Origin of the sequence: Streptomyces sp. NPDC004111 (assembly GCF_042874215.1) — a bacterium.
In the GTDB taxonomy this organism is placed as follows: domain Bacteria; phylum Actinomycetota; class Actinomycetes; order Streptomycetales; family Streptomycetaceae; genus Streptomyces.
The window spans coordinates 135,629-157,867 of sequence record NZ_JBIAMU010000015.1; the positions used below are offsets into that span (position 1 = coordinate 135,629).

The window sequence follows — 22,239 nt, forward strand, 5'->3', positions numbered from 1 at the left end:
CGATGGCTGGCGACCTCGTCACCCGCCCCGGACACATCCAGTTCGGCGACCTGCTGCTCGGCCCCTCCACCCCCTACCGCTGGACGGAGCTCGAAGGATGGGAGGACACGACCGGTACCGACTCGGGGAACGTCAACCGGGCGGACGGTCACGGCGCCTACCCCGGGCACCTGCTCGCGCAGGTCCGCACGGTCACGCTCGACGGCATGGTGCTGCGCACCGAACCGGGCCGGATGAGCTCAGTCGTAAGGGAGTTGAAGGCAGGAACGGCGCTGCGCGACGACGAGCTGCCGCTCGTCATCAAGCTGGACGACGAGCCGCCGCTGCTGTGCTGGGCGCGCTGCCTGCGCAGCGCGATACCCGTTACCGCCGGCGGGTACGCGATCGGTGTCGTCACGGACGGCGCCTTGCAGTTCGAGGCGACCGACCCCCGCCGGTACAGCCTGATCGAGCAGCACGTCGAGGCTCGTCTGCCGGTCGCCGAGCCGGGGCTCGACTGGCACCTCGCCCCCGGTCCCGAGCGGCTCACTTACCCGATGGAGTTCGGGGCCCCGGGCAGTACCGGCACGGTCGTGGCGGTCAACGGGGGCGATGCCCTCGCGCACCCCCTGATCACCTTCCGGGGACCGGTCGCGCTGCCCTCCCTGATGAATCTCGGCACGGGTGAGGCGATCGAGTACGACATCGAGCTCGCCCCCGACGACGTGCTGCTCGTCGACACCGCAGCCGGAACCGTCACGCTCAATGGCACCGCCTCGCGTCTCTACACCGCGACCGCCCGCTCGGTGCCCGAGCAGCTTTTCTTTCTCGCCCGCGGTACGTCCTCGCTCGCGTTCCGCGCGGCCCCGGGGTCTACCTCTCCGCGCGCCGCCTGCTCCCTGCGGTGGCGCTCGGCCTACTGGTAAGGAGACGCCGTGACTGTGCGCGCCGCATGGCTGCTGCCCAACGGCCAGACACGGGAAGACACCCGCCTCGCCCCGACCGGGGTCATGGTGCCCGACTCGGCCATGACGAGCCGTTCCGGGGTGATCGCCGGCGGGAATCCGCTGAACGCGTCCGGCGTCGCCGCGATGCAGGTACAGGTCGCCACCGGCCGCGCCCTGGTGCAGGGCACCGCCGCCCAAGGCGCCTACCCGGTCGCCGTGACGTCGCCCGAGACGCTCACGCTCGCCGACGGGAACGCGCAGTACGCCCGTATCGACTCGGTCGTGCTGCGCGTCCTCGACGGCCTGTACGACGTGAACGAGCAGACCCTCGCCCGCGTCGAGATCGTGCAGGGGGAACCGCTCGCCACCCCGCAACCGCCGAACCTTCCGCCCGCCTCGCTGCGGCTGTGGGACGTCACCGTTCCGGCGGGAACCTCGGCCGGTACCGGCGGCATCACCTGGGGGTCCGCGCTCGCCGATCGCCGCCACTACACCGCCTCGTACGGCGGGATCATCCCCCGGGGGTGGGGCGCCTCGTACGCCGGAAGCTACCCGGGACAGTACCGCGACAACGGCAGCGGTCTGGACCGATGGGACGGGACGGCGTGGCAGCCCCTCGACGTGTCGGTCGGCTGGACCCCGGTCACCCTCGCCTCGGGCTACACCAACGCCGGCAACGCACAGGGAACCGTGCGGTACCGGCGGCTGATGATCTCCGGGGTACCTCACATGCAGTGGCGCGGCGGCGTCTCCTGGGCGGCGAACGGCAACCCGCCGAACACCACGTACCCGCTCGCCGGGCCCGTCCCCGCCGCCTGTCGGCCCGCTTCCCTCATCTCCGTTCCCATCGCCGCCGGCGGCGTCGACATCAAGGCCGACTTTCAGACTGGCGGACTGCTGAAACTCATCGTGAGCCCCGGCCTGACGAACTGGGCCTCGCTGCACGGCGTGCTCTACCCGCTCGACGCCTGACGAGGGGGTGCCGTTGAACGCCTCGACCTACCGCGCCGTCCTGTGTGATCTGCGCAGCGACCAAGTCCTCGACGTGCTGCCCCTCACCGAGCTTTCCCTCGACGACTACATAGGCAAGATCGGGTCCGCGACCGCGACCGTCCCCCTGCCGAACCGCAGCATCGCCGCCCGCGCCCGCGCCGCCGTCGAACCGGGGCGCACGGCCCTGTGGATCGAGCGGGGGCGAGAAATCTGGTGGGGCGGCATCCTGTGGACCGCGAACCTCACCGGAGACGAGCGGGGGCGTCTCGGGCTTCAGGTGCAGGCCGCCGGGTGGGCGAGCTACCTCGAACACCGCAGCGTCTTTCACACCCAAGAGGCCAAACAGACAGACCAGTACGACATCGTGCGGGGGCTGATCGCGTACGCGCAGAACACCGAGGGCGGCGACATCGGCATCGAGTACGGGGCCGAGCCGTCCGGGACGCTCCGCGACCGCACGTACCGCCGTTACGATCAGCCGCGCATCGGCGAACTGATCGACCAACTCGCCTCCGTCGAGGGCGGGTTCGAGTGGCGCATCATGAGCTTCCGCGACCCCGGAAGCGGCCGGCGCGTCAAGCGGCTGCAACTCGGCTCCCCCATCATCCAGGCCGGTACGAGCGAGGTCGTTCTCGACCGCCCCGGCCCGGTCCTCTCGTACGGGTGGCCGGTCGACGCCACCGTGCAGGCCACGGCGTGGCAGACACGCGGCGCCACCGACAACCGCAACCAGGCCGCCGAGTCCGTGCCGCTGCTGTCCGAGCTGCTCGTCGACCGGGACGGAATCGCCGCCGGGTGGCCACGCCTCGACGGCACCTCGGACCACTCCACCGTGACCGAGCAGCGCACCCTCGACGCGCACGCCCGCGCCGACCTCGCCGCCGCACGCCGCCCGCAGACGATTCCCGAGGTGACCGTCGCCCTCGGCCGCATCGCCCTTTCCCCCGCCCTGCTCGGCGTGATTGTTCGCCTGCGCATCCGCGACGACTGGTTCGCCGAGGGCCTCGACGAGCGGTACCGCGTAGTCGGCATCGCCGTCTCGCCGCCGCTGCGGGGCCGCCCCGAAACCGCCCGACTCTTCTTGGAGGCCGCCTGAATGGCAGCGATACCGCTCGACCTGCTCGACCGCATCCGTGCCCTTGAGCAACAGGTGCGGCAGCTCACCGGGCGCGCGCAGATCCGCCCCGCCCTCGACCAGGTCCTGCACGGCGATGTGACCGTCGGCGAGGGCGGGCGCCTGCTCGTCCAGGACCCTGACGGCACCAACATCGTGGAAACCGGGCAGTCTGCGGCCGGCGACTGGTTCGTGCGGCTGCGCAGGGACAACGGCTCGCCCGCGCTCGGCGTCGGAGCGAACACCTACACCGGCGACGAGACCAAGCAGATGGTGCGCATCTTCAGCCGCAACGGCGCCGCCGTGGTCATGGATGACTACTACTCCGACGAGTACCTCGGCCGGCCGTCCATCCCGATTCCGTGGCAGCCGAGCTACCCGACCACTTCCAGCGCCAACCCGGTGACGGCATGGATCGCCCTCGGCCGGGTGCAGTGCGCCGTGTTCTACGTCGCCGCCGAGGTCTACGCACCGCCGAACGCGACCGTGACCGTCGACATCGAGACCCGACCCCCGGGCGGCGACTGGGAGAACTGGGAGACCTGGACGGTCACCGGGACTGCCGCCGGACGCTGGGAAGCGCGCGAGCTCACCCGCCCCATGCACGGCATCCCCCACTTCACCCACACCATGTGGCGGCTGCGCCACCACGTCAGCAAGGGCACCGGGCAGGCGATGACCGTTGTTCTCGGCGGCTACCAGCGGCACACCTTCACCGCAGCCGAGACACCCGACCCGCCGCCCGCCGCCGCCCGCGCCGCCGCAGCCGAAGCGGAGACGCCGCAGCTCGCCGCCCTCCGCACCCCGGCCGACGAGGGCACCGCCGCCCCGGGGCCGGTCGAGCCGGGACTGCGCACCATCGACGACTAAGGAGGCGTGCCCTGCTCCCCGAAAGCATCCCCACCGTGACCGTCTCCGGTCGCTTCCTCACCCCCGAAGGGCGCCCCCTGTCCGGGGCCGTGACCTTCCGCGCGCCCGCGCAGCTCACGTTTCCCGCCGCCGACGTCATCCTCGGCGGCCCCGTGGTCGCCCAGCTCGACGCGCAGGGCCAGATATCGGCGACGCTCCCCGCCACCGACGCCCCGGGCATGGACCCGAGCGGCTGGTCGTACACCGTGTCGGAGCAGCTCGCCGGAATCCCGACCGGCCGCACCTATCAACTGCTGCTCCCCCGGGCGCGGCCGGTCGTCGACCTCGCCGACGTCGCCCCGACCGACCCGACCAAGCCGAACTATGTCGGCGTCATCGGACCGCAGGGGCCGCGCGGCGAGCGCGGACAGTCGGCGTACGAGGTCGCCGTCGCGGGCGGGTACGTCGGAACCTCGGTTGCCTGGCTCGCCTCGCTCGTCGGCCCACGCGGGGCGACCGGAGCAACCGGAGCGCAGGGCGTTCCGGGGACGCCCGGCAAGGACGGCGCACCGGGTGCCGCTGGTGCACCCGGGGTGGTGCAGTCCGTGAACGGCAAGAGCGCGGCTGCCATCACCTTGGCCGCCGCCGACGTCGGGGCGATGCCCGCCAATGGGCAAGTCGGCTCGTACCTCTTCCTGAACACCCCCGTCGCGGATTACCGCGGGCTCGCCTTCCAGACCAACAACGCGAATCGCTGGGTGTACCAAGTCGACGCCACGGCCGAGGGCGCCGGGGACACCGGCAGCAACTTCGAGCTGGCCGCCTGGTCCAACGCGAACCAGTGGAAGAGCACCGTTCTCTATGCCGACCGCGGAACCGGCAATCTCGGCATCGGCTCCGCCACCCTGGCCGCGAACGCGAAGGTGACCATCGCGGGGGCCCTCGCGCTGCGCAATGTCGCCGCCGCCCCCGCGCCCGTGGCCGGATCGGTGCTGCTGTACGCCGAGGGCGGGCAGCTCAAGGCCGTGAACGCAGCCGGCACCCGAGTCACGCTCGCCTGACCCCCTCCCCCACCTCTTCGCCCCGTCCGGCATCCCGGGCGGGGCTTTCTCGTACCCGAAGGAAGGGCCGCACATGGCAACCCCTCTCACCGCAGACCGCTTCCTCGCCGCGCTGCGCGGCGAGCAGCTCGACGTCGTCGAGGTAGGCAACTGGCGCACGCACAACCGAAAGGGCCACGGCGCGTGGGGCCCGATGCACGGCGTGATGATCCACCACACCGTGACCGAGGGCACCGGCAACTCGGTCCGGCTGTGCCGCGACGGACACGCGACGCTGCCCGGCCCGCTCTGTCACGGCGTGATCGACAAGGCCGGCCGCATTCACCTCGTCGGGTACGGGCGCGCGAATCACGCGGGCCTCGGCGACGACGACGTGCTGCGCGCCGTCCTCGCCGAGCAGCCCCTGCCGGCCGACAACGAGGCCAACACCGACGGCAACTCGCGCTTCTACGGGTTCGAGTGCATCAACCTCGGCGACGGCCGCGACCCGTGGCCCGAGCAGCAGGTCGAGGCGACCGCCCGCGCCGCCGCCGCGCTCTGCCGTGCGCACGGGTGGGGTGCCCGCTCGGTCATCGGCCACTCGGAGTGGCAGCCCGGCAAGGTCGACCCGCGCGGACCGATCGGCCGGCTCGACGGCCCGCCGCTCACCATGGACCGCATCCGTACGCGCGTCGCCGAGCTGCTCGCCGCCACCCCGGGCAGGCCCTCGCCGCCGCCTCGGCCGAGGCCGCCGTACGCGCCGCCGCCGTTCCCGATCGGCCTCGCCCCGGGCAAGGCGACACCCTCGGCCCGGGGGTTGCAGCGCGCGCTCAAGGCCGCCGGATTCATGGCGAAGAACGTCGTCGAGTCGGACAACTACGGGCCGTCGACGCAGACGAGCGTCGCGCGCTTCCACAACGCCCACCCTGCCTACCGGGCGATCGGCACGGCGTACGACCCAGCGATCGGCACCCGCGGTTGGGCATTCCTGCACCGCCTCGCCCACGGCAAGTAGCACCCCCCTACAGAAGGAGAGTTCCCCATGACTGACGCGTCCCGCCGCACCGTACGTACCGTCGTGCAGACCGCGCTCGCCCTCACGGCCGGCCTGCCGCTCATCCTCGACGCCTCGGGCATTCCGCAGACAGCCGCTGGTGTCGGTGTCGCCCTGGCCGTGGCGGGCGGCATCACGCGCGTGATGCGGCTCCCGGTCGTCGAGGCCCTGCTGCCCACGTGGCTGCGCGCCGAGCCGTCCACCGACGACGAGCTGCTCGCCCTGCACCAGAAGGGCCGCGACGAGTGAACAGTGCCGCACCGACCGGTGTCGCCGAGGTCGACGCCGTCGTGCTCTGGTGCGGGGCGATCGTCGCCACGGCCGGCGCGCTTGCCGTGGTCTGGCGAGCCATCCGGCCCTTACGCCAACTCGCCCGCCGGGTAGAGGACTTCGTCGACGACTGGCAGGGAACCGAGGCACGGCCCGGAGTACCCGCCCGCCCCGGCGTGATGACCCGCCTCGGTGCCATCGAGGAGCAGCTCGCCGCCGTCGAGCACGAGCTGCATCCCAACAGCGGCGGAAGCCTCCGGGACGCCGTCGACCGAGTCGACCAGCGCACCGCCCAACTCACGGACGACACCCCCACCCCGTAACGCAGAACGCCCCCGTACCGGCCTCGTGCCGGTACGGGGGCGTCTCTGCCGTTGGTGGGCATGGGAGTGGACCCGTACCGGCCGCAGGTACGGGCCCACTCTTCGGGGTCACCGTGCGGACACGCCTATGCGGCTGCCCGTACGGGAGGTGCGCCCCGTTTCCCTCCGCCGCCCGCCCCCACGTGGGAGACATGATCCGGGCGGGTGCGGTGGTCTGGTGGTGCCTTCCGGGCATGACGTCCGCCCGGTGCTGGACGAGTGCCCGGAGGGACGTCGATTCGAATCGACGCCGCAGGGTCGACGATCAGCACCCGCAGGGGCCGCTCGAAGCAGTAGCAGGAGTAGACACGCCCCGGCTGCCCGACGGGGGGCGGCGACACCGCCCGCGCAGGGTCCGGCATCGAGGCGTAGATCGCGACGAGGCTCAACACCCCGAGGCCGATCGCGAGGGCGACAACGCCCCAGAGAACGGGGCTAGTTGCTGACACTGGGGTCCCCCTCGTCGAGCAGGAACCACACGGACTTTCCAGCGACCGGCCCACTGAAGAACGTCACACCCCATTTGGCGGACAGGCTCTCGATGATGCCCAACCCCCGCCCCTTCTCCGCGTCGGAGTGGTGGTCATGAGGCACCGGGACGGGGTAGGGCGAGGTGTCGTGAACCGTGACGCCGACGCTCCGCTCACGCAGGATGACGTCGGTGACGATCATCGGAGTGCGGGTGTGCTCAACGACGTTGGTCACAGCCTCGGAGACGCACAGGCGTGCGTCGTCGACGAGGCCCTCGAAACCGGCGTCGCGGCAGAGGCTGGCGACCCAGTCACGGACCACGCGCGGCGTGGTGTTCCGACGGGGGGCCATGAATCGGTACGCGCCCACTTCGGGCGGGGGTGCTGGTGTTGCTAAGACTGCGATCATCTCGACGTCTCCCAACGCGGTCTGAGCTGCTCGCGTTGCTCGCCCTGCGTGGCAATGGCCGCCCCCGGGCGCACGCCAACTAGGCGTGCAGCGGCTGCACTTCGGTCTTACAGGCGTGCTTCGCGGTGCTACGTGGACCATAGGGGGCAACCTTGCTCCGGGGCAAGGGTGCCCACCCCTCTACTCTCAGGAGGTGGACCGGCGCGGCCGTTACCGGCAAACTCAAGGGAGACAAGGGGAAGGGACACATGCCGCCGAGGGATAACCCGACCGCACGGCAGGCTCGATTGGGCGCGGAACTGCGGAAACTGCGCGAGCGCGCGGGCAAGACTGCGCGCGAATCGGCTGGCCTGCTGTCCACCGACCAAGCCAAGATCAGCCACATCGAAGCCGGCCGAATCGGCGTGAGCGAAGAACGCATTCGACGACTGGCGACGTTCTACACATGCGCTGACGAGGCTCTCATTTCAGCTCTGTGTGGCATCGCCGCCGAGCATCGCGGACAGCACTGGTTCGATGATTACCGGGGCATCCTTGCCCCCGGATTCCTCGACATCGCAGAGCTGGAACTACACGCGACCAAACTGCGGTCGATGCAGTCGGTCACGCTGCCTGGCCTCTTTCAGACCGAGAATTACGCTCGCAGTCTGTTCGAAGGTGTCACGCCCAAGCTGCCGCCGGACGAGGTCGAGGCACGGGTCGAACACCGACGCAAGCGCATCAGCATCTTCGAACGTGAGGTTCCGCCGCAGTTCGAGGCAGTCATTCACGAGGCAGCCCTGCGGATGCGATTCGGCGGCAGAAAAGTAGCGCGGGAACAACTGGAGTATCTGATTGAGGTTTCCCACTTGGAACCTGTCACCGTGCGGGTAATCCCCTTCACAAGTGAGGACTTCATCGAAGTAACACAACCCGTTCTCTACGCGCACGGGGTTGTACCGCAGCTTGACACTGTGCAAATCGACGCAGCGTTCGGGGGAAGGTTCCTTGACGCCGAGGCAGACCTAAAGAAGTACAGGGCCCTGCTGGAAATCGCCGAGCACGCATCCCTCGACCCAGACGAGTCGCGGCAGCTTATCCACCACATCGCACGAGAAATGTGAGAACAAAGGGCATGAGCACATCGCCTATCAATTGGCAGAAGTCCTCTTTTTCCGGTGGCGGAGGAGAGAACTGCGTCGAGGTTGGCACCGGAGCCGAGGGCGTGATCGTCATGCGCGAAAGCGACGACCCTGAAAGCATCATCGCGACCTCGCGCGAGAAGATGGCCGCCTTCATCCTGGGGGTGAAGGCCGGCGAGTTTGATCACTTCGTCAACTGACGAACCAGCGCGCGCCCCCGCGCGCCGCAAGTGTGCCCCCCGCCTGACCAGGGCGGGGGGTTTTTGCATATGCCATTCCGCATGTATGCCCCGGGGCACCCTTGTCCGTCCGCACTCGCAGCGCTACGGTCACAACCTCTGGCAGACAGAACAGCTAGCAGGGGACGTATCCCCTGCTAGCCGCCTCTACTTCGTCACGCCTTACTCGGCTCCGAAGCCTGTCAGCCCCCGCCGCTCACCGGCTAGACCCTCCGGCCAGTGAGCTAAGGGAACAACCCTGGCACTCCATGACAGGAGCGGGACGTGTCCACCGCACAACAGGCCACACCATCCGAGGGAGCAAGGTTGGTACTTGCTCCCCACCTCGGCTACTGGTTCGAGATGCTGATGCAGGGCTCGACCCCGGGTTCCCTTCCGGAAGCCCGCGCCCTTGAAATGCTTCCTTTCGCGAAGGATGCCATTCGAACGATCCGGATTCAGATACGCACTTTCCACATGCTGGGAATGAATCCTCGTGAGATCGGGCGCGCCGCCGAGTGGGCGAATTTCGGTTGGATTCAAGCCCTCGCCGCACTCGACCGGGGCGAGCCTTGCGGGTTTTCTCTCCTGCTGAGTAGCGGGCAGAGTGCCGAGTGGCACGTGACACCGAAGGACTGTTTCCCGCTTTACGGCACGGTCCCGTGCATGGATCAAGTCCGTTCGTTGCGACTGGAATTGAGCAGATGAGTACCACAATCATGGTTGACCATCCCTCGTGGCAGCGCACACGGAACGGGGAGCTTTTACGCGTCGTCGAGTTCAACCGGGTTGTCTGGGTGGCTCATTGGCTCGACGAAAGCCTCGTGCTTCGCCCGGTTAACAGCGCCTCGATGGATGGCCCGCCGCCTGCGTACACCTCGTCGGTACGCCTACCTCTCTTGCCGGAAGCGCAGCCCCTCATCGCCGAGTTGACGAAACTCGGCACGGTGGCACGGCTCACCAATCCCTCTCTGTGGGACTCCGTGGCAAGCGCAGTGCTGCGCCAAGAAGCACGAGGTGTTGACGCTCGCGAGGTCTACCGCAGGTTGTGCAGCGCCTGCGGAGACACCGTTGACACCGTCGCCGGCCCCATGTCGCTGATGCCCGGCCCCCGAACCATCCTGGCCATGTCCGACGCCAAGTTCGCCGAGGTCGGCGCGGCCCTCGACCGCGTAGCCCTGCGCTCCGCCGCCGAGGCGTACCTCGACCGCGCGACGGACTGGCCCCTCCGTGATGCCGACGACCTCGCGAGGAGTCTCGCCGAGCTCCCCCACATCTCCCGATGGGCCGCCCGCGTCGCCACTGCGGACTACACGGGCGACTTCTCGGTCTACCCGTACGACGACCTCACCGTGCGCACGCTCGCCCACAAGATCGCGCCCGCCCTGCATCTCCCCAGCTCTGACCACGAGTTCGTACGGATGTGGCGGCGATGGGCCTCCGACCGCACCACCCTGCACTCCCTGACCCTGTTCACACTCACTTGGGGGGCACATGCCCGCACCCACGCATGAACTGATCGCGTCCCCGTTCCTCGACGAGTACCACCTCTTACGCCCCGGCCACGACGCCGGCGTGCAGATCCCGCTCGGCCGGTACCTCGAACTCAGCAAGGCATCTAGCGCCGCTGCTCCGCCGCCTCAGTGGCTCGTCGAAGGTGCCGCGCAGGTCTGGGGCGTCGCCCTCGCCCCGGACCGCGCCGTGTCCGACTCGGTCATCGTGCGCCCGCCGTCCGAATACGGCATGGCGCGTGCCTCGTACGAGATCAACCTCGGCTGCGACTATGACTGTGCGTTCTGCTACCTCGGGGCCAAGAAGTTCGAGGGCCTCCCGATGGCCGACAAGATCCGGCTACTCGACATCATGCGCGACGCCGGCGTGCTCTGGCTTCAGATGACCGGGGGCGAGCCCCTAATCGACCGGGATTTCCCCGAGGCGTACTCGTACGCCTACGACCTCGGCATCATGCTGACCATCTCGACGAACGGCTCGTCGCTCCACAAGGCGAAGATCCTCGACACGCTCACCGAGCGACCGCCCCACCACCTCTCGCTCAGCGTCTACGGCGCGACCGCCGCCACGTACGACGGGGTCACCAAGAACCGAGGCGCGTTCGACCGCTTCACACGAGGGCTGGACGCAGCACGCGAGGCCGGCCTGCGGTTGCAGCTCAACATCGTGATGTCGAAGGACAACGCCGACGAGTTCACCGAGATGCAGCAGCTCGCCGAGAAGTACGGCGAGGTGTTCGTCTTCACGAACATGTCCCCCACCATCCAGGGCGACGCGACCCCGTTCCCGAAGCAGGCCGAGCAGTTCCTGCGGCAGCGCAAGCCCTTCACCGGCTGCAACGCGGGACACACCTTCTTTCACGCCGACCCACTCGGCCACGCGTCCATTTGCAAGATCGGCCGAGACCCCCACATCCCGCTGATGCAGGAAGGCATCGAGGGACTCAAACGCCTCGGCGGTATCGCCGATGGCCTGCAACTCCGCACGGGAGGGTGCGCCGGGTGCTCGTTCGGCCAGCCAAAGGCCGACGGTTCCCCGGGCGGCTGCACCACCTGCCGCCCCATGGCGAAGCTCTCCCAGGAGGCGCGCGCACCACGCAACACGTACTGCCAGCACCCCGACCCCGAACCAGTGAGGTAGGCCATGACAACCGCAACCGTGCCCCGTACCGGGACCGGCCCCGTGCCGGTCACCATCGCTCCGCGCCGTCCCGAGTTCGCCGAGCCCGGACCGCTTCCGGTCGCGATCAACCCGCGCCCGATCGGCGATGACGAGTTCCGCGTGACCGCGAACATCGGTGTCTTCTCCGAGGCCCTCGGCTGCTCCTGCCAGGCCGACGACGACCAGCCGTACTAGACCGGCACACGGCCCGACGCACCACCGAGCCGTCCTCGCCCGCCATAGGGTCGAGGGCGGCTCGCCCGTCCACCCCAGGAAGCCCCCACATGCCCGTAACCCGTATCCACTGGGAAGACCTCCCCGCCGTCGCCCGCGCCGCCGTCGAGGAGCACACCGGCCCCGTCCAGGGCGCCGCGACCGCAACCGCGGGCGCGAACTCAGGCATCGCCGCGACCGTCCGCACGGCGGATGCGACGGTATTCGTCAAGGGTGTGCCGCTCGATCACCCGCAGATCCGTACGCAGCAGCGCGAGGTCGCCATCGCCCCGTACCTCCCCGCAGCGTCCCCGCGCCTGCTCTGGCACGTCCAGGCCGCCGGGTGGGACCTGATCGGGTACGAGCGTCTCGTCGGCCGGCACGCCGACTACTCCCCCGGCTCCCCCGACCTCCCGCTCGTCGCCCGCGCCCTGGTCGAGCTCCAGGAAACCCCGTGCCCGGACATCCCGATGAAGCTCGCCCAAGACCGGTGGAGCGGCTACGCCGGCCCCGGGGGTGCCGAGCAGCTCGTCGGCGACACGCTGCTGCACACGGACCTCGCCCCGCACAACATGCTCGTCAACGACCGGGCGCACCTCATCGACTGGGCATGGCCCACCCGGGGCGCGGCATGGATCGACCCTGCGGTGCTCATCCTGCGACTCATGGAAGCCGGCCACCGGGCACCCGCCGCCGACGCGTGGGCACGCGAGCAGTTCACCTCATGGGCAACCGCACCGCACGAGGGCGTCGCCCTCTTCTCCGACGCGAACGCCCGGCTCTGGGATGAGATCGCCCGCCACGACGCCGAGGCGTGGAAGAAGAACATGGGCCGCCTGGCACATGACTGGGTGACCTACTGGCGAGGTCGCCAGTAGGTCACCCGTTCACTCAGCGGCACCCGGGGCGCTGGGCTCCGCCGCGGCACCGAGGTACCGGTGCAGGTGGTACCTCGACACCACGTAGCCGCGCCTGCCGGGGAGAAGGGGAACGGGATACATGCCGCGCTTCGCGAGGCTGTAGCCCGTTGTCCTGCCGATCATCAACGCCCTGTTGGCGGTCTCCAGGGTCACAGTCACCGGGAGCGCCATCAGCTCATCGTGGGTCATCTCTTCACTCAAGGTGTACCCCCTTGTTCGTGATCGGCACGGTAGCGAACCTAGTTGACATTGCGCAACAGGCACACTTCACTGTGCGATATGCACAGCAACCTCACGGCGAGCGACACCATCGCCGCCCAACTCCGCCGACACCGGGCCCGTCGCGGCATGACCCGCGAACAGCTCGCCGCCGCCTGTGACCGCCTCGGCGCTACCGGCCTCACCTACGCCGCGATCGTCAGCATCGAAACGGGCCGCCGGAAACCGGACGGCACCCGCCGCCGCGAGGTGAGCGTCGACGAACTGCTCGCCCTCGGCCTCGCCCTCGCCGTCCCGCCACTGTTGCTCGCCCTCCCCCTCGGGAGCGAGGAGCGAGTGCCCACCGTCCCGGGACGCGACCCGCGCGAGACACACACCGTGTGGAAGTGGTGGACCGGCGAGGAAACCCCCACGCTCGACGGCCCCATCGACGGCCGGTACGTACCCGAGACACAGCCCGTCGGCGAGGACGGCCCGAAATGGTCCGCAGCATGGGCCGAGAACGCCTATCCGGCCTCCCTGTACCCCGAGTTCGAACGCCGCCGTCAGGCAGTCCACAAGGCGTATCTACGGGCCGAGGCATCCGACAAGCGCAGAGCCGATCAGAAGGGCCGCACCGACGCATGGACCGACTACACCCATCGCCTCGAAGAACTCGCCCACCAAATCGAAGACATGGCGCGCGCGGGCCTCCGCATCCCCTCCCTGCGACCGGACTTGATCGAAGACATGAAAGGGCTCGACATGCTGCTCGACCCCTCCATCCTCGAACTGAAGGACACCGAGTGAACGGCACAATCACCAAGCGCTGCGGCTGCCGCGACGACGAGGGCAAACAGCTCAACAGCTCATGCACCAAGCTGAATCAGCGCAATCATGGGTTGTTCAGCCTCGTGCAGGAACTGCCGCTCCGCGCGGACGGCACCCGCCGCCGCTTCCGCCGCAGCGGCTACAAGACCAAGACCGCCGCGCAGACCGACATCGACAAGCTGCGCGCCCTGCTCAACATCGCCGACGAGCACGACACCGAGGGCCGCGCACGCCTCGCCGACATGCTCGAAACCGTCGGGGCGAGCAAGGACCCCATCCCCGAGTACGACGAGACGCGCCGCAAGTTCGCGACCGGCCAATCGCTCTCCCAGCACATGACCGTCGGCGAGTGGCTCGAACTGTGGCTCGACGGAAAGAAGGGGCTGCGCACCAGCGGGAAGAACCGGTACGACACCGACCTGCGCGTGCACCTCATACCCCGGATCGGGCACATCCGCCTCGACCGGCTCACTGTGGCCCACCTCGACGAGATGTTCGCCGCCATCGCCGAGACGAACATCGAGATCAACGACGCGAACATCCTGCGCCGCGCCGCAGACGACGAGCTAAAGCTCATTCCGTGGAAGGGCCTTGAGAACCGCCGCCGCCGCAAGGCGATCAAGGAGACCATCGCCGCGATGCCGCCGTTCCGGCGGGTGACCAACGTTGCGACGCAGCACCACATCAAGGCGACGCTGCGCGCCGCGCTGAACGTCGCCATCGCGCGCGGGCTGATCATCTTCAACGCCGCCGCGCACGTCGAGCTCGAAGCACACAAGCGGCCGAAGGCCCTCGTGTGGACCGAGGAGCGCATCGCCGAGTGGCTGCGGACCGGCGTCAAGCCATCGCCGGTCATGGTGTGGACCCCGGAGCAGGCAGGGCAGTTCCTCGACTTCCTCGCCGACACGGGCGAGCGTCTGTATGGACTCTTCCACCTGATCACCTTCCGGGGCCTGCGACGAGGTGAGGCGTGCGGGCTGCGTCGCACCGACCGCGCCCGCGCGGCAGGAACCCTCACCGTCGCGACGCAGCTCGTACAGGACGGTTGGGAGGTCGTAGAGAACGCACCGAAGACGGACAGTGGCGAGCGCGTGATCGACCTCGACGAGTACACCGACGAGATCCTCGACGACCAAGCCGCCCGCCAGGATGCCGAGCGTCTCGCGTTCGGCGAGGCGTGGGTCGACTCCGGACGGCTGTTCACCATGCCCGGCGGATCGTTCATCCACCCCGGGTGGCTGACCGACTATTTCGAGCGGCTCGTCGAGGTCTCCGGGCTCCCGCCGATCCGGCTGCACGACCTGCGGCACGTCGCCGCATCGCTCATGCTCGCCGCCGGCGTCGACATCAAGATCGTGTCCGAGACCCTCGGGCACAGTGAGAGCCGGATCACCCGGGACATCTATCAGTCGGTCATGCCGAAGGCTGCGCGCGACGCCGCCGAGGCGACGGCCGCCATCGTGCCGCGCCGCACGCCGCGCAGCCCCGAGCCGGACCCCGCCACAACCGAGGCGACCGTCGACTCGCGTATCGAGCAGGTCGCGCAGCTCGCCCTCGATCACCTCGTCGCGCAGATCCTCGCCTCGGCCGAGCAGGACGGCCGCAGCGTCGAGGAGCTCGCGCAGTTGGCGCTCGCCCGGGTGGTCGAGCGGCCAGTCAAGCAGGCAACGAATCAGGATGGCCACACAACGGCCACACATGAAGACGCGAAGATCATCGCGTTCCGGCCCCGGCGCGTCCCGGCATAAGAAAAAGCCCAGGTCACGGGCTATGTGACCTGGACTTTCGCTGAGCCGCCTTCGGGATTCGAACCCGAGACCTACGCATTACGAGTGCGTTGCTCTGGCCAACTGAGCTAAGGCGGCGCCGCCACCGTTCGCACCATGGTGCGATCAGCAGCGCGCCCAAGTCTACACAGTTTTCGGGGGTGCCCCGCACACGGGCCGTGCGGGGCACTCTTCGCAGGTCACGGGTGGGTCAGGAGCACTTCTTGCCGTTCTGCGGAGGGGTGCCTTCCAGGAGGTATGTGTTGATCGCGGTGTCGATGCAGTCGCTGCCCCGGTTGTACGCCGTGTGGCCGTCGCCGTCGTAGGTCAGCAGGGTGCCGGTGGTCAGCTGGGTGGCGAGGGACTTGGCCCACTTGTACGGGGTGGCGGGGTCGCGGGTGGTGCCGACCACCACGATCGGGGCGGCGCCCCTGGCCTCGATGCGGTGGGCCCTGCCGGTGGCGGGCAGCGGCCAGGAGCCGCAGTTCAGGGAGGCCCAGGCGAGGCCCTCGCCGAAGACGGGGGACGCCTTCTCGAAGGAGGGGAGGGCGGCGCGGACGTCGTCCGGGGCGGCGAAGGCGGCCGGGAGGTCGAGGCAGTTCACGGCGGTGTTGGCGTACATGAGGTTCGCGTACTTGCCGCGGGAATCGCGCTCGTAGTAGCTGTCCGCGAGGGACAGGAGGGGGGTGCCGTCGCCGGACTGGGCGGCCTTGATGCCGGAGCGCAGCTGGGGCCAGGCGCCCTCGTCGTACATCGCGGCGATCGCACCGGTGGTGGCGAGGGCCTCGCCGAGGGGGCGGTTCTTGTCCTTGGTGGGGACGGGCTTGGTGTCGAGTGCCTTGAAGAGTGCCTTCAGGCTGGTGCCGGCCTCGGCGGGGGTGCCGGTGCCCAGCGGGCAGTCCCGCTGCTTGACGCAGTCGGCGGCGAACGACTGGAACGCGGTCTCGAAGCCCTCGGTCTGCTCGCGGTTCATGTCGCGGGCGTCCAGGGAGGGGTCCAGCGCGCCGTCCAGCACGAGCCGGCCCGTGCGGTCGGGGAACAGCTCGGCGTACGTCGCGCCGAGGAAGGTGCCGTACGAGGCGCCCACGTAGTGGAGCTTCTTGTCGCCGAGTACCTCGCGCAGGATGTCCATGTCGCGGGCCGCCTCGACCGTGGAGACGTGCGGGAGGATCCGCCCGGAGCGCTTCTCGCAGCCCGACGCGAACTTCTGGAAATCGGCCGAGAGCTTCGTCACCTCCGCCTCGTCGTCGGGGGTCTGGTCGACCTGCGTGTGGGCGTCCATCTCCGGGCCCGTCAGGCAGTCGACCGGCTCGCTGCGGGCGACGCCGCGCGGGTCGACCGCCACCATGTCGTAGCGGGCGCGGACCGGCGCCGGGTAGCCGAGGGCGGCGAACGCCTGGAGGTAACCGATCGCGGAACCGCCGGGTCCGCCCGGGTTGACCTGAAGCGATCCGATGCGCTTTCCGGGGCCCGTGGCCTTCTTGCGGGAGACCGCCAGCTTGATGTCGCCGCTGCCGCCGTCGGCCTTGCCGGGCTTCGCGTAGTCGAGCGGCGCCAGCATGGTCGCGCACGCGAAACCGGGGACGCCGCACTCCTTCCAGTTCAGCTTCTGGGCGTAGTACGGGGCGAGCGCTGCCGGGTCCACGGACTGCCCGGCGCCCTGGCCCTGCGCGCCCGACGACACGCTTCTGCTCGGCTGGGCCGACGTACCCGAGGAGCAGCCGGAGGAGCCGGCGACCAGCAGGCCGGTCGCGGCGAACAGAGTGGCGGACGTACGGAGCAGGCGGCTGGTATCCATGCTCGGAGCGTAGTGGGGTGATGACGTTGGGTGCATTCCCGGTGGGTGCAGTTGCCCGTACGAGTGAGGGGGTCAACGTCTCGTACGGTCCCGGGTGCCGTCCCGCGGCCCGGTCCCGGGTGACGCCTCGCAGCCCGGACCCCGGTGACGCCCCGCAGCCCGGGTCAGCCCGTTCTCAGGGACACCGCCATCGCCTCCACCGCCAGCAGCGGTGCCACGTTCCGGTCGAGAGCCTGGCGGCAGGCGATGATCGACTCGATGCGACGCAGGGTGCGTTCGGGCGTGGAGTCGCGGGCGATCCGGTCCAGGGACTCGCGGACGTCCTCGTTGGCGAGGGCCACCGAGGAGCCCAGCTGGAGGGCGAGCACGTCGCGGTAGAAGCCGGTCAGGTCGCTGAGCGCGAGGTCCAGGCTGTCGCGCTGCGTACGGGTGGAGCGGCGCTTCTGGCGGTCGGCCAGCTCCTTCATCGCGCCCGCCGTACCGCGCGGCATCCGGCCCCCGGCGGCGGCGCCGAGTGCCGCCTTCAGCTCCTCGGTCTCCTTCTCGTCGACCTCCTCCGCGACCTGCTTGGCGTCCTCGCCCGCCGCGTCGACCAGTTCCTGCGCGGCCTTGAGGCAGCCGCCGATGTCGTCGGTGCGGAGCGGGAGGCGCAGCACGGCGGCGCGTCTCTTGCGGGCCCGCTCGTCGGTGGCGAGCCGGCGGGCGCGGCCGATGTGGCCCTGGGTGGCGCGGGCGGCGGTCATCGCCGCTTCCGGGTCGATGCCGTCGCGCCGCACCAGGACGTCCGCCACGGCGGCGACGGACGGCGTACTGAGGGTGAGGTGGCGGCAGCGGGAGCGGATGGTCGGCAGCACGTCCTCCAGGGAGGGGGCGCAGAGCAGCCAGACCGTACGCGGTGCGGGCTCCTCGACGGCCTTGAGGAGTACGTTGCCCGCGCCCTCGGTGAGGCGGTCGGCGTCCTCCAGCACGATGACCTGCCAGCGGCCCACCGCCGGGGAGAGCTGGGCCCGGCGGACCAGGTCGCGGGTCTCCTTCACGCCGATGGACAGCAGATCGGTGCGGACGATCTCCACGTCCGCGTGCGTCCCGACGAGGGTGGTGTGGCAGCCGTCGCAGAACCCGCAGCCGGGCACCCCGCCCAGCGCGCGGTCGGGGCTGACGCACTGGAGGGCGGCTGCGAAGGCACGGGCGGCGGTGGAGCGCCCGGAGCCGGGAGGTCCGGTGAACAGCCAGGCGTGCGTCATTTTGGACGCGTCGGGGCTGGTACCGCCCTCGGTCTGGAGGGTGACCTGGGTGTCGGCGTCCCTGGCGGCACCGGCCAGCTGCTCCTGGACCCGGTCCTGGCCGACGAGGTCGTCCCATACGGTCATCCGGTCCCGCCCTCCCTCTTCTGCTCGCTGCGCCCTCCGGTGCGGGGTGCGCTCTCCATTGTGGGCGAGAGCACTGACAACGCGGAAATGACGCGAAACGAAGGGGGAGCCGGCCTCGGCCGACTCCCCCTCTCACCTCGTTCCGTGCCCGGTGCTCACCGCGCGAGCGGACTCAGGACCTGCGTCCGCCCCGGCGTCCGCGCCCCTCGTCGGCGTCGTTCTGGCCGCCGAGCAGTTCGTCCGCCAGGGACGGCAGGTCGTCCAGCGGGGTCTCCTCTGCCCAGTCGGAACGCCGCCGCGGCCGGTCGGAGTGGTCGCCTCCGGGGTTGTCCGGGTCGAACTGCGGCAGCTCCCGCGTCCGCTCGTTCGCGTCGTTGCCCGACCGGGGCCCGCTCTCGCCGGCGGCCTCGTCCCGGAAGTAGCCCGGCGGAACCCGGTCCCCCGGCCCCCCGTCCCGTACCGGAGGAAGCACCGCCGTCTCGTCCGCCGCACCCGCGGGGGCGTCCTGCCCCGGACGTACGGGGGGCAGCACGGCGGTCTCGTCCGCCGCACCGCGCGGCGCGTCCGGTGCCTGCGGGAGCACCGTCGTCTCCTCCATGTCGGAGGGGGCGGCAGCGGGCTCGGCGGCCTCGCGCCGGGGTTCCGGTTCGGCGTCCTTCGTCATGTTCAGCCGTACGACCGGGGTCGGCACGGTCACCTCGCTGTCCGACTCGGGCTTCCGAGCGGCGGCGGCAGCACCGGAGGACGCGGAACCGGCCGCCGTCCCCGACCCAGCGGTCTCGGCAGCCTCAGCGGTCTTCCCCGCCCCCGCCGCCGCACGCCTCGCCGCGGCCGTCGCGGAGGCCGTCGCCGCCGAAGCCGAGGCCGAAGCGGCCGTCTCGGCAGCCCGTCGTGCCTCCTCGGCCCTGAGCAGTGCCTCCTCCGCCTTGCGCTGCTTCTCGCGGCGGCGCTCCTCGGCCTCCGCGCGCAGCCTGGCCTCTTCCTCGGCCTGCTTGCGCCGGCGCTCCTCCTCGGCGGCCCTGGCCTTGGCCTCCGCCTCGCGGCGCGCCCGCTCCTCCTCGGCCAGCCGGCGTGCCTCCTCGGCGCGCTGCCTGGCCTCCTCGGCCTGGCGCTCCGCCTCGCGACGCCGCGCCTCCTCGATCTCGCGGCGCTTGCGCTCCTCCTCCTCGGCGCGGAGCCGGGCGAGCTGTTCCTGCCGCTCGCGCTCGATCCGCTCCTCCTCGGCCTTGCGCGCGGCCTCCTCCTCGGCGAGGCGTCGCGCCTCCTCCTCGGCTGCCTTGCGCGCGGCCTCGGCGGCGGCGATCTCCTGCTCGGACATCGGCAGCATCTGGTCGAGCCGGTGCCGTACGACGGTGGTGACCGCCTCGGGCTCCTGGCCCGCGTCGACGACCAGGTAGCGGCTCGCGTCGGCGGCGGCCAGCGTCAGGAACCCGGACCGCACCCGGGCGTGGAACTCCGGAGGCTCCGATTCCAGCCGGTCCGGCGCCTCCGTGAACCGCTCCCGCGCGGTCTCCGGCGACACGTCCAGCAGCACGGTCAGATGCGGTACGAGGCCGTGGGTGGCCCACCGCGACATCCGCGCGATCTCGGTCGGGGCCAGGTCGCGCCCGGCCCCCTGGTAGGCCACCGACGAGTCGATGTAGCGGTCGGTGATGACGACGGCGCCGCGCTCCAGCGCGGGCCGAACGACCGAGTCGACGTGCTCGGCGCGGTCCGCCGCGTACAGCAGTGCCTCGGCACGGTTCGACAGACCGGCGCTCGACACGTCCAGCAGGATGGACCGCAGCCGCTTGCCGATCGGCGTCGCACCCGGCTCCCGCGTCACCACGACCTCGTGGCCCTTCGCCCTTATCCAGTCGGCGATGGCCTTGGCCTGGGTGGACTTGCCCGCGCCGTCGCCGCCCTCCAGAGCGATGAAGAAGCCGGTCGCGGAGGGCGCCTGCTCGGGCTCCCCGCCGCGGATCGCCTCGCGCAGATCGCGCCGCAGCGGAACGCCCTGCCGGTCGTCCGATTTCGCGAGTACGAGCGCGGCGACGGGCAGCAGCAGCGCGCCGACCAGCATCAGCGTGTATCCGGCGCCACCGCCCCGGACGAAGACGAAGGTTCCGCTCTGGAGCCGGTGGAAGCCGATCGCGGCGGTCAGCAGCGGCCCGGCGAGCACGCCGACCGCGGCGGTCAGCCGGACCACGGCCTGGAGGTGCTCGGTGGTGCGGGCCCGCCGGTAGTCCTCGGTCTCCAGGTCGAGCAGGGTGTGCCCGGTGTTGGCGGCGACACCGCCGGCGAAGCCCGCGAGGAGCGCGAGCAGCAGCACGGTGGTGGTGTCGGGCACCAGCCCCATGGCGAGCAGCGCGACCCCGGTGACGGCGATGGCCAGGGACAGCAGGCGGCGGCGCGACAGGGTGGGCAGCACCTTGGCCGCGCTGCGGATGCCGATCGCGGTACCGGCGGTCAGGCCGAGCACCAGCAGCGCGAAGACGGCGGCACCCCGCCCGAGGTCGCTCGCGTGCAGTACGGAGACGGCTCCGGCGGCGGCGATGGCGCAGGTCACGGCGGCGCAGGCGAAGACCAGCAGCGGGATGGCCCCGGTGCGGCCCTTGTCGGGGCCGTTGCCGGTGCTGGGGCGGCGCAGCCCCTCCAGCGGGGAGCGCGGGCGCGGCGTGTGCGCGTCCGGCAGCGCCAGCAGCGTCAGGGTCGTGAGGGAGGCGGCGAAGAGTCCGGCGGCGACATATGAGCCCAGCGCCGCCTGGTGCCGGGAGAACCAGTCGAGCCCGACGCCGAGCAGCCGGCCGAGCAGGGTGGCCACGAGCAGGGTGGCGGCAGCGATGGGAATCGCCGCGAAATTCGTACGGAGGGACAGCTTCCGCAGCGCTTCGAGGTGATCCGGAAGCGGCCGTACCGCAGCGCCCTCCAGAGGCGGCGCGGGCAGCAGGGCCGGGGCGGCGCTGTCGTGCGCCACCGCCCAGAACCGCTCGGCGACTCCCACGATGAACACGCTGACCAGCAGCATCGCGGGCGCCTTGGCCGGCAGCCAGACCACCCACAGCGGCGCGACGACCAGCAGCGCGAGCCTTACCCCGTCGGCGGCCAGCATCGCCCACCGCCGGTCCAGCGGCCCGCCGGGCGCCACCAGCGCGGACATCGGCCCGAGCAGTACGGCGCCGAAGAGCAGCGTGGCGAGGAGGCGGGCGCCGAACACCGCGGCGACGACGAAGGCGTCGGCGCGGTAGTCACCGCCGAAGAACCCCCGGGGGCCCGCGGCCTCCAGCGTCAGCAGAAGTAGGACAAGAAGGGCGAGAGCGTCCCCGATACCGCCGACGAGCTGTGCGCTCCACAGCCGCCGGAGCGGCTGGTGGCGCAGAAGAGCCCGTACGGCTCGCTCGCGTGAGTCTGCGGCAAGTGCGTCGGAGGTGGGGCTCACGACCGTTGGCTGCTCGGCTCGCGTCATCCCGCCAGCCTATCCGGCCGGGCGGGGGGCCATGCGTGGGTGTCCGAACGTATGGACGGTTGCCGGGGTGTGCGCCCGTCCGACCGGCCGGGACCGTCGCCGGACCGCCCGCGCACGGGCCCCGCACGACGGCGAAGGGCCCCGCTCCCTCGGGGGAGCGGGGCCCGTACGCCCCGGCCGTGCGGCGGCCGGTCCGAAC

The 22,239-nt window shown here is 70.7% G+C and carries 22 protein-coding genes and 1 tRNA gene; 17 read left to right on the plus strand and 6 right to left on the minus strand.

All coding sequences use genetic code 11. From position 1 onward, the window contains the following. The first annotated feature begins 2 nt into the window (after positions 1-2). The 8 genes from ACFYVL_RS27850 to ACFYVL_RS27885 all read left to right on the plus strand — a co-directional run bounded on the left by ACFYVL_RS27850 (position 3) and on the right by ACFYVL_RS27885 (position 6,569). Positions 3-905, plus strand: a complete 903-nt coding sequence (locus ACFYVL_RS27850; RefSeq protein ID WP_389249806.1) for a hypothetical protein — start codon at positions 3-5, stop codon at positions 903-905. A 9-nt stretch (positions 906-914) separates the two neighbouring features. Beyond that, positions 915-1,898: a hypothetical protein gene (locus ACFYVL_RS27855; protein ID WP_389249500.1), complete on the plus strand. Its 984-nt coding sequence runs from the start codon at positions 915-917 to the stop codon at positions 1,896-1,898. A gap of 13 nt (positions 1,899-1,911) precedes the next feature. Further along, complete coding sequence (locus tag ACFYVL_RS27860) at positions 1,912-3,015, plus strand: hypothetical protein (RefSeq protein WP_389249503.1); 1,104 nt, start codon at positions 1,912-1,914, stop codon at positions 3,013-3,015. Next, entirely contained in the window at positions 3,016-3,903 is an 888-nt protein-coding gene (locus ACFYVL_RS27865; protein ID WP_389249505.1) for a hypothetical protein, read from the plus strand. 35 nt (positions 3,904-3,938) lie between these two features. Next, positions 3,939-4,943, plus strand: coding sequence for a hypothetical protein (locus ACFYVL_RS27870; protein ID WP_389249507.1), 1,005 nt, complete (start codon positions 3,939-3,941; stop codon positions 4,941-4,943). Between the two features lie 73 nt (positions 4,944-5,016). Further along, a complete protein-coding gene (locus ACFYVL_RS27875) occupies positions 5,017-5,937 on the plus strand; it encodes an N-acetylmuramoyl-L-alanine amidase (RefSeq protein ID WP_389249509.1) in 921 nt (306 codons plus the stop codon). Between the two features lie 27 nt (positions 5,938-5,964). Beyond that, the gene (locus ACFYVL_RS27880) at positions 5,965-6,225 is read left to right on the plus strand and encodes a hypothetical protein (protein WP_389249511.1); all 261 of its coding nucleotides are present in this window, start codon (positions 5,965-5,967) and stop codon (positions 6,223-6,225) included. Further along, positions 6,222-6,569, plus strand: coding sequence for a hypothetical protein (locus tag ACFYVL_RS27885; protein WP_389249513.1), 348 nt, complete (start codon positions 6,222-6,224; stop codon positions 6,567-6,569). Before ACFYVL_RS27880 ends, ACFYVL_RS27885 begins: the two co-directional genes overlap by 4 nt. A gap of 474 nt (positions 6,570-7,043) precedes the next feature. Here ACFYVL_RS27885 and ACFYVL_RS27890 read toward each other — a convergent pair whose 3' ends face one another. Next, positions 7,044-7,400, minus strand: a complete 357-nt coding sequence (locus ACFYVL_RS27890) for an ATP-binding protein (protein WP_389249515.1) — start codon at positions 7,398-7,400, stop codon at positions 7,044-7,046. A gap of 335 nt (positions 7,401-7,735) precedes the next feature. Here ACFYVL_RS27890 and ACFYVL_RS27895 point away from each other — a divergent pair, with 335 nt between their 5' ends. The 7 genes from ACFYVL_RS27895 to ACFYVL_RS27925 all read left to right on the plus strand — a co-directional run bounded on the left by ACFYVL_RS27895 (position 7,736) and on the right by ACFYVL_RS27925 (position 12,590). After that, the gene (locus ACFYVL_RS27895; protein ID WP_389249781.1) at positions 7,736-8,590 is read left to right on the plus strand and encodes a helix-turn-helix domain-containing protein; all 855 of its coding nucleotides are present in this window, start codon (positions 7,736-7,738) and stop codon (positions 8,588-8,590) included. An 11-nt stretch (positions 8,591-8,601) separates the two neighbouring features. Then, positions 8,602-8,808 carry a DUF397 domain-containing protein gene (locus ACFYVL_RS27900; protein WP_389249517.1) on the plus strand — a complete coding sequence of 69 codons (207 nt, stop codon included), beginning with the start codon at positions 8,602-8,604 and terminating at the stop codon, positions 8,806-8,808. Positions 8,809-9,111: 303 nt separating this feature from the next. Beyond that, positions 9,112-9,534, plus strand: a complete 423-nt coding sequence (locus ACFYVL_RS27905) for a hypothetical protein (RefSeq protein ID WP_389249519.1) — start codon at positions 9,112-9,114, stop codon at positions 9,532-9,534. Positions 9,535-9,953: 419 nt separating this feature from the next. Continuing rightward, complete coding sequence (locus ACFYVL_RS27910) at positions 9,954-10,340, plus strand: hypothetical protein (protein WP_389249521.1); 387 nt, start codon at positions 9,954-9,956, stop codon at positions 10,338-10,340. Beyond that, on the plus strand, positions 10,321-11,478 hold the full coding sequence (locus tag ACFYVL_RS27915; protein ID WP_389249523.1) for a radical SAM protein: 1,158 nt from the start codon (positions 10,321-10,323) through the stop codon (positions 11,476-11,478). Before ACFYVL_RS27910 ends, ACFYVL_RS27915 begins: the two co-directional genes overlap by 20 nt. A gap of 3 nt (positions 11,479-11,481) precedes the next feature. Continuing rightward, entirely contained in the window at positions 11,482-11,694 is a 213-nt protein-coding gene (locus tag ACFYVL_RS27920) for a hypothetical protein (RefSeq protein WP_389249525.1), read from the plus strand. 89 nt (positions 11,695-11,783) lie between these two features. Then, positions 11,784-12,590: an aminoglycoside phosphotransferase gene (locus ACFYVL_RS27925; RefSeq protein WP_389249527.1), complete on the plus strand. Its 807-nt coding sequence runs from the start codon at positions 11,784-11,786 to the stop codon at positions 12,588-12,590. Between the two features lie 9 nt (positions 12,591-12,599). Here the strand turns inward: ACFYVL_RS27925 and ACFYVL_RS27930 are convergent, their stop codons facing one another. Further along, positions 12,600-12,821: an integrase gene (locus ACFYVL_RS27930; protein WP_389249529.1), complete on the minus strand. Its 222-nt coding sequence runs from the start codon at positions 12,819-12,821 to the stop codon at positions 12,600-12,602. A gap of 90 nt (positions 12,822-12,911) precedes the next feature. Here ACFYVL_RS27930 and ACFYVL_RS27935 point away from each other — a divergent pair, with 90 nt between their 5' ends. After that, the gene (locus tag ACFYVL_RS27935) at positions 12,912-13,640 is read left to right on the plus strand and encodes a helix-turn-helix transcriptional regulator (protein ID WP_389249531.1); all 729 of its coding nucleotides are present in this window, start codon (positions 12,912-12,914) and stop codon (positions 13,638-13,640) included. Beyond that, positions 13,637-15,409 (plus strand): tyrosine-type recombinase/integrase, encoded by a 1,773-nt coding sequence (locus ACFYVL_RS27940; RefSeq protein ID WP_389249533.1) that lies wholly within the window; start codon positions 13,637-13,639, stop codon positions 15,407-15,409. Before ACFYVL_RS27935 ends, ACFYVL_RS27940 begins: the two co-directional genes overlap by 4 nt. 43 nt (positions 15,410-15,452) lie before the next feature. Here the strand turns inward: ACFYVL_RS27940 and ACFYVL_RS27945 are convergent. The 4 genes from ACFYVL_RS27945 to tmk form a co-directional block, all read right to left on the minus strand. Continuing rightward, positions 15,453-15,526, minus strand: a tRNA-Thr gene (locus ACFYVL_RS27945). Between the two features lie 112 nt (positions 15,527-15,638). Then, positions 15,639-17,225, minus strand: a complete 1,587-nt coding sequence (locus tag ACFYVL_RS27950; protein ID WP_389249535.1) for an alpha/beta hydrolase — start codon at positions 17,223-17,225, stop codon at positions 15,639-15,641. 164 nt (positions 17,226-17,389) lie between these two features. Then, positions 17,390-18,595, minus strand: a complete 1,206-nt coding sequence (locus tag ACFYVL_RS27955; RefSeq protein WP_389249537.1) for a DNA polymerase III subunit delta' — start codon at positions 18,593-18,595, stop codon at positions 17,390-17,392. Positions 18,596-18,767: 172 nt separating this feature from the next. Beyond that, positions 18,768-22,040: a dTMP kinase gene (tmk, locus tag ACFYVL_RS27960; protein ID WP_389249539.1), complete on the minus strand. Its 3,273-nt coding sequence runs from the start codon at positions 22,038-22,040 to the stop codon at positions 18,768-18,770. Between the last annotated feature and the right edge of the window lie 199 nt (positions 22,041-22,239).

Coding starts and splice junctions, on each gene's coding strand:
- ACFYVL_RS27850 (WP_389249806.1), top strand. CDS start 3: ATGGCTGGCGACCTCGTCACCCGCCCCGGACACATCCAGTTCGGCGAC.
- ACFYVL_RS27865 (WP_389249505.1), top strand. CDS start 3,016: ATGGCAGCGATACCGCTCGACCTGCTCGACCGCATCCGTGCCCTTGAG.
- ACFYVL_RS27875 (WP_389249509.1), top strand. CDS start 5,017: ATGGCAACCCCTCTCACCGCAGACCGCTTCCTCGCCGCGCTGCGCGGC.
- ACFYVL_RS27880 (WP_389249511.1), top strand. CDS start 5,965: ATGACTGACGCGTCCCGCCGCACCGTACGTACCGTCGTGCAGACCGCG.
- ACFYVL_RS27895 (WP_389249781.1), top strand. CDS start 7,736: ATGCCGCCGAGGGATAACCCGACCGCACGGCAGGCTCGATTGGGCGCG.
- ACFYVL_RS27900 (WP_389249517.1), top strand. CDS start 8,602: ATGAGCACATCGCCTATCAATTGGCAGAAGTCCTCTTTTTCCGGTGGC.
- ACFYVL_RS27910 (WP_389249521.1), top strand. CDS start 9,954: ATGTCCGACGCCAAGTTCGCCGAGGTCGGCGCGGCCCTCGACCGCGTA.
- ACFYVL_RS27915 (WP_389249523.1), top strand. CDS start 10,321: ATGCCCGCACCCACGCATGAACTGATCGCGTCCCCGTTCCTCGACGAG.
- ACFYVL_RS27920 (WP_389249525.1), top strand. CDS start 11,482: ATGACAACCGCAACCGTGCCCCGTACCGGGACCGGCCCCGTGCCGGTC.
- ACFYVL_RS27925 (WP_389249527.1), top strand. CDS start 11,784: ATGCCCGTAACCCGTATCCACTGGGAAGACCTCCCCGCCGTCGCCCGC.
- ACFYVL_RS27930 (WP_389249529.1), bottom strand. CDS start 12,821: ATGACCCACGATGAGCTGATGGCGCTCCCGGTGACTGTGACCCTGGAG.
- ACFYVL_RS27935 (WP_389249531.1), top strand. CDS start 12,912: ATGCACAGCAACCTCACGGCGAGCGACACCATCGCCGCCCAACTCCGC.
- ACFYVL_RS27950 (WP_389249535.1), bottom strand. CDS start 17,225: ATGGATACCAGCCGCCTGCTCCGTACGTCCGCCACTCTGTTCGCCGCG.
- ACFYVL_RS27955 (WP_389249537.1), bottom strand. CDS start 18,595: ATGACCGTATGGGACGACCTCGTCGGCCAGGACCGGGTCCAGGAGCAG.
- tmk (WP_389249539.1), bottom strand. CDS start 22,040: ATGACGCGAGCCGAGCAGCCAACGGTCGTGAGCCCCACCTCCGACGCA.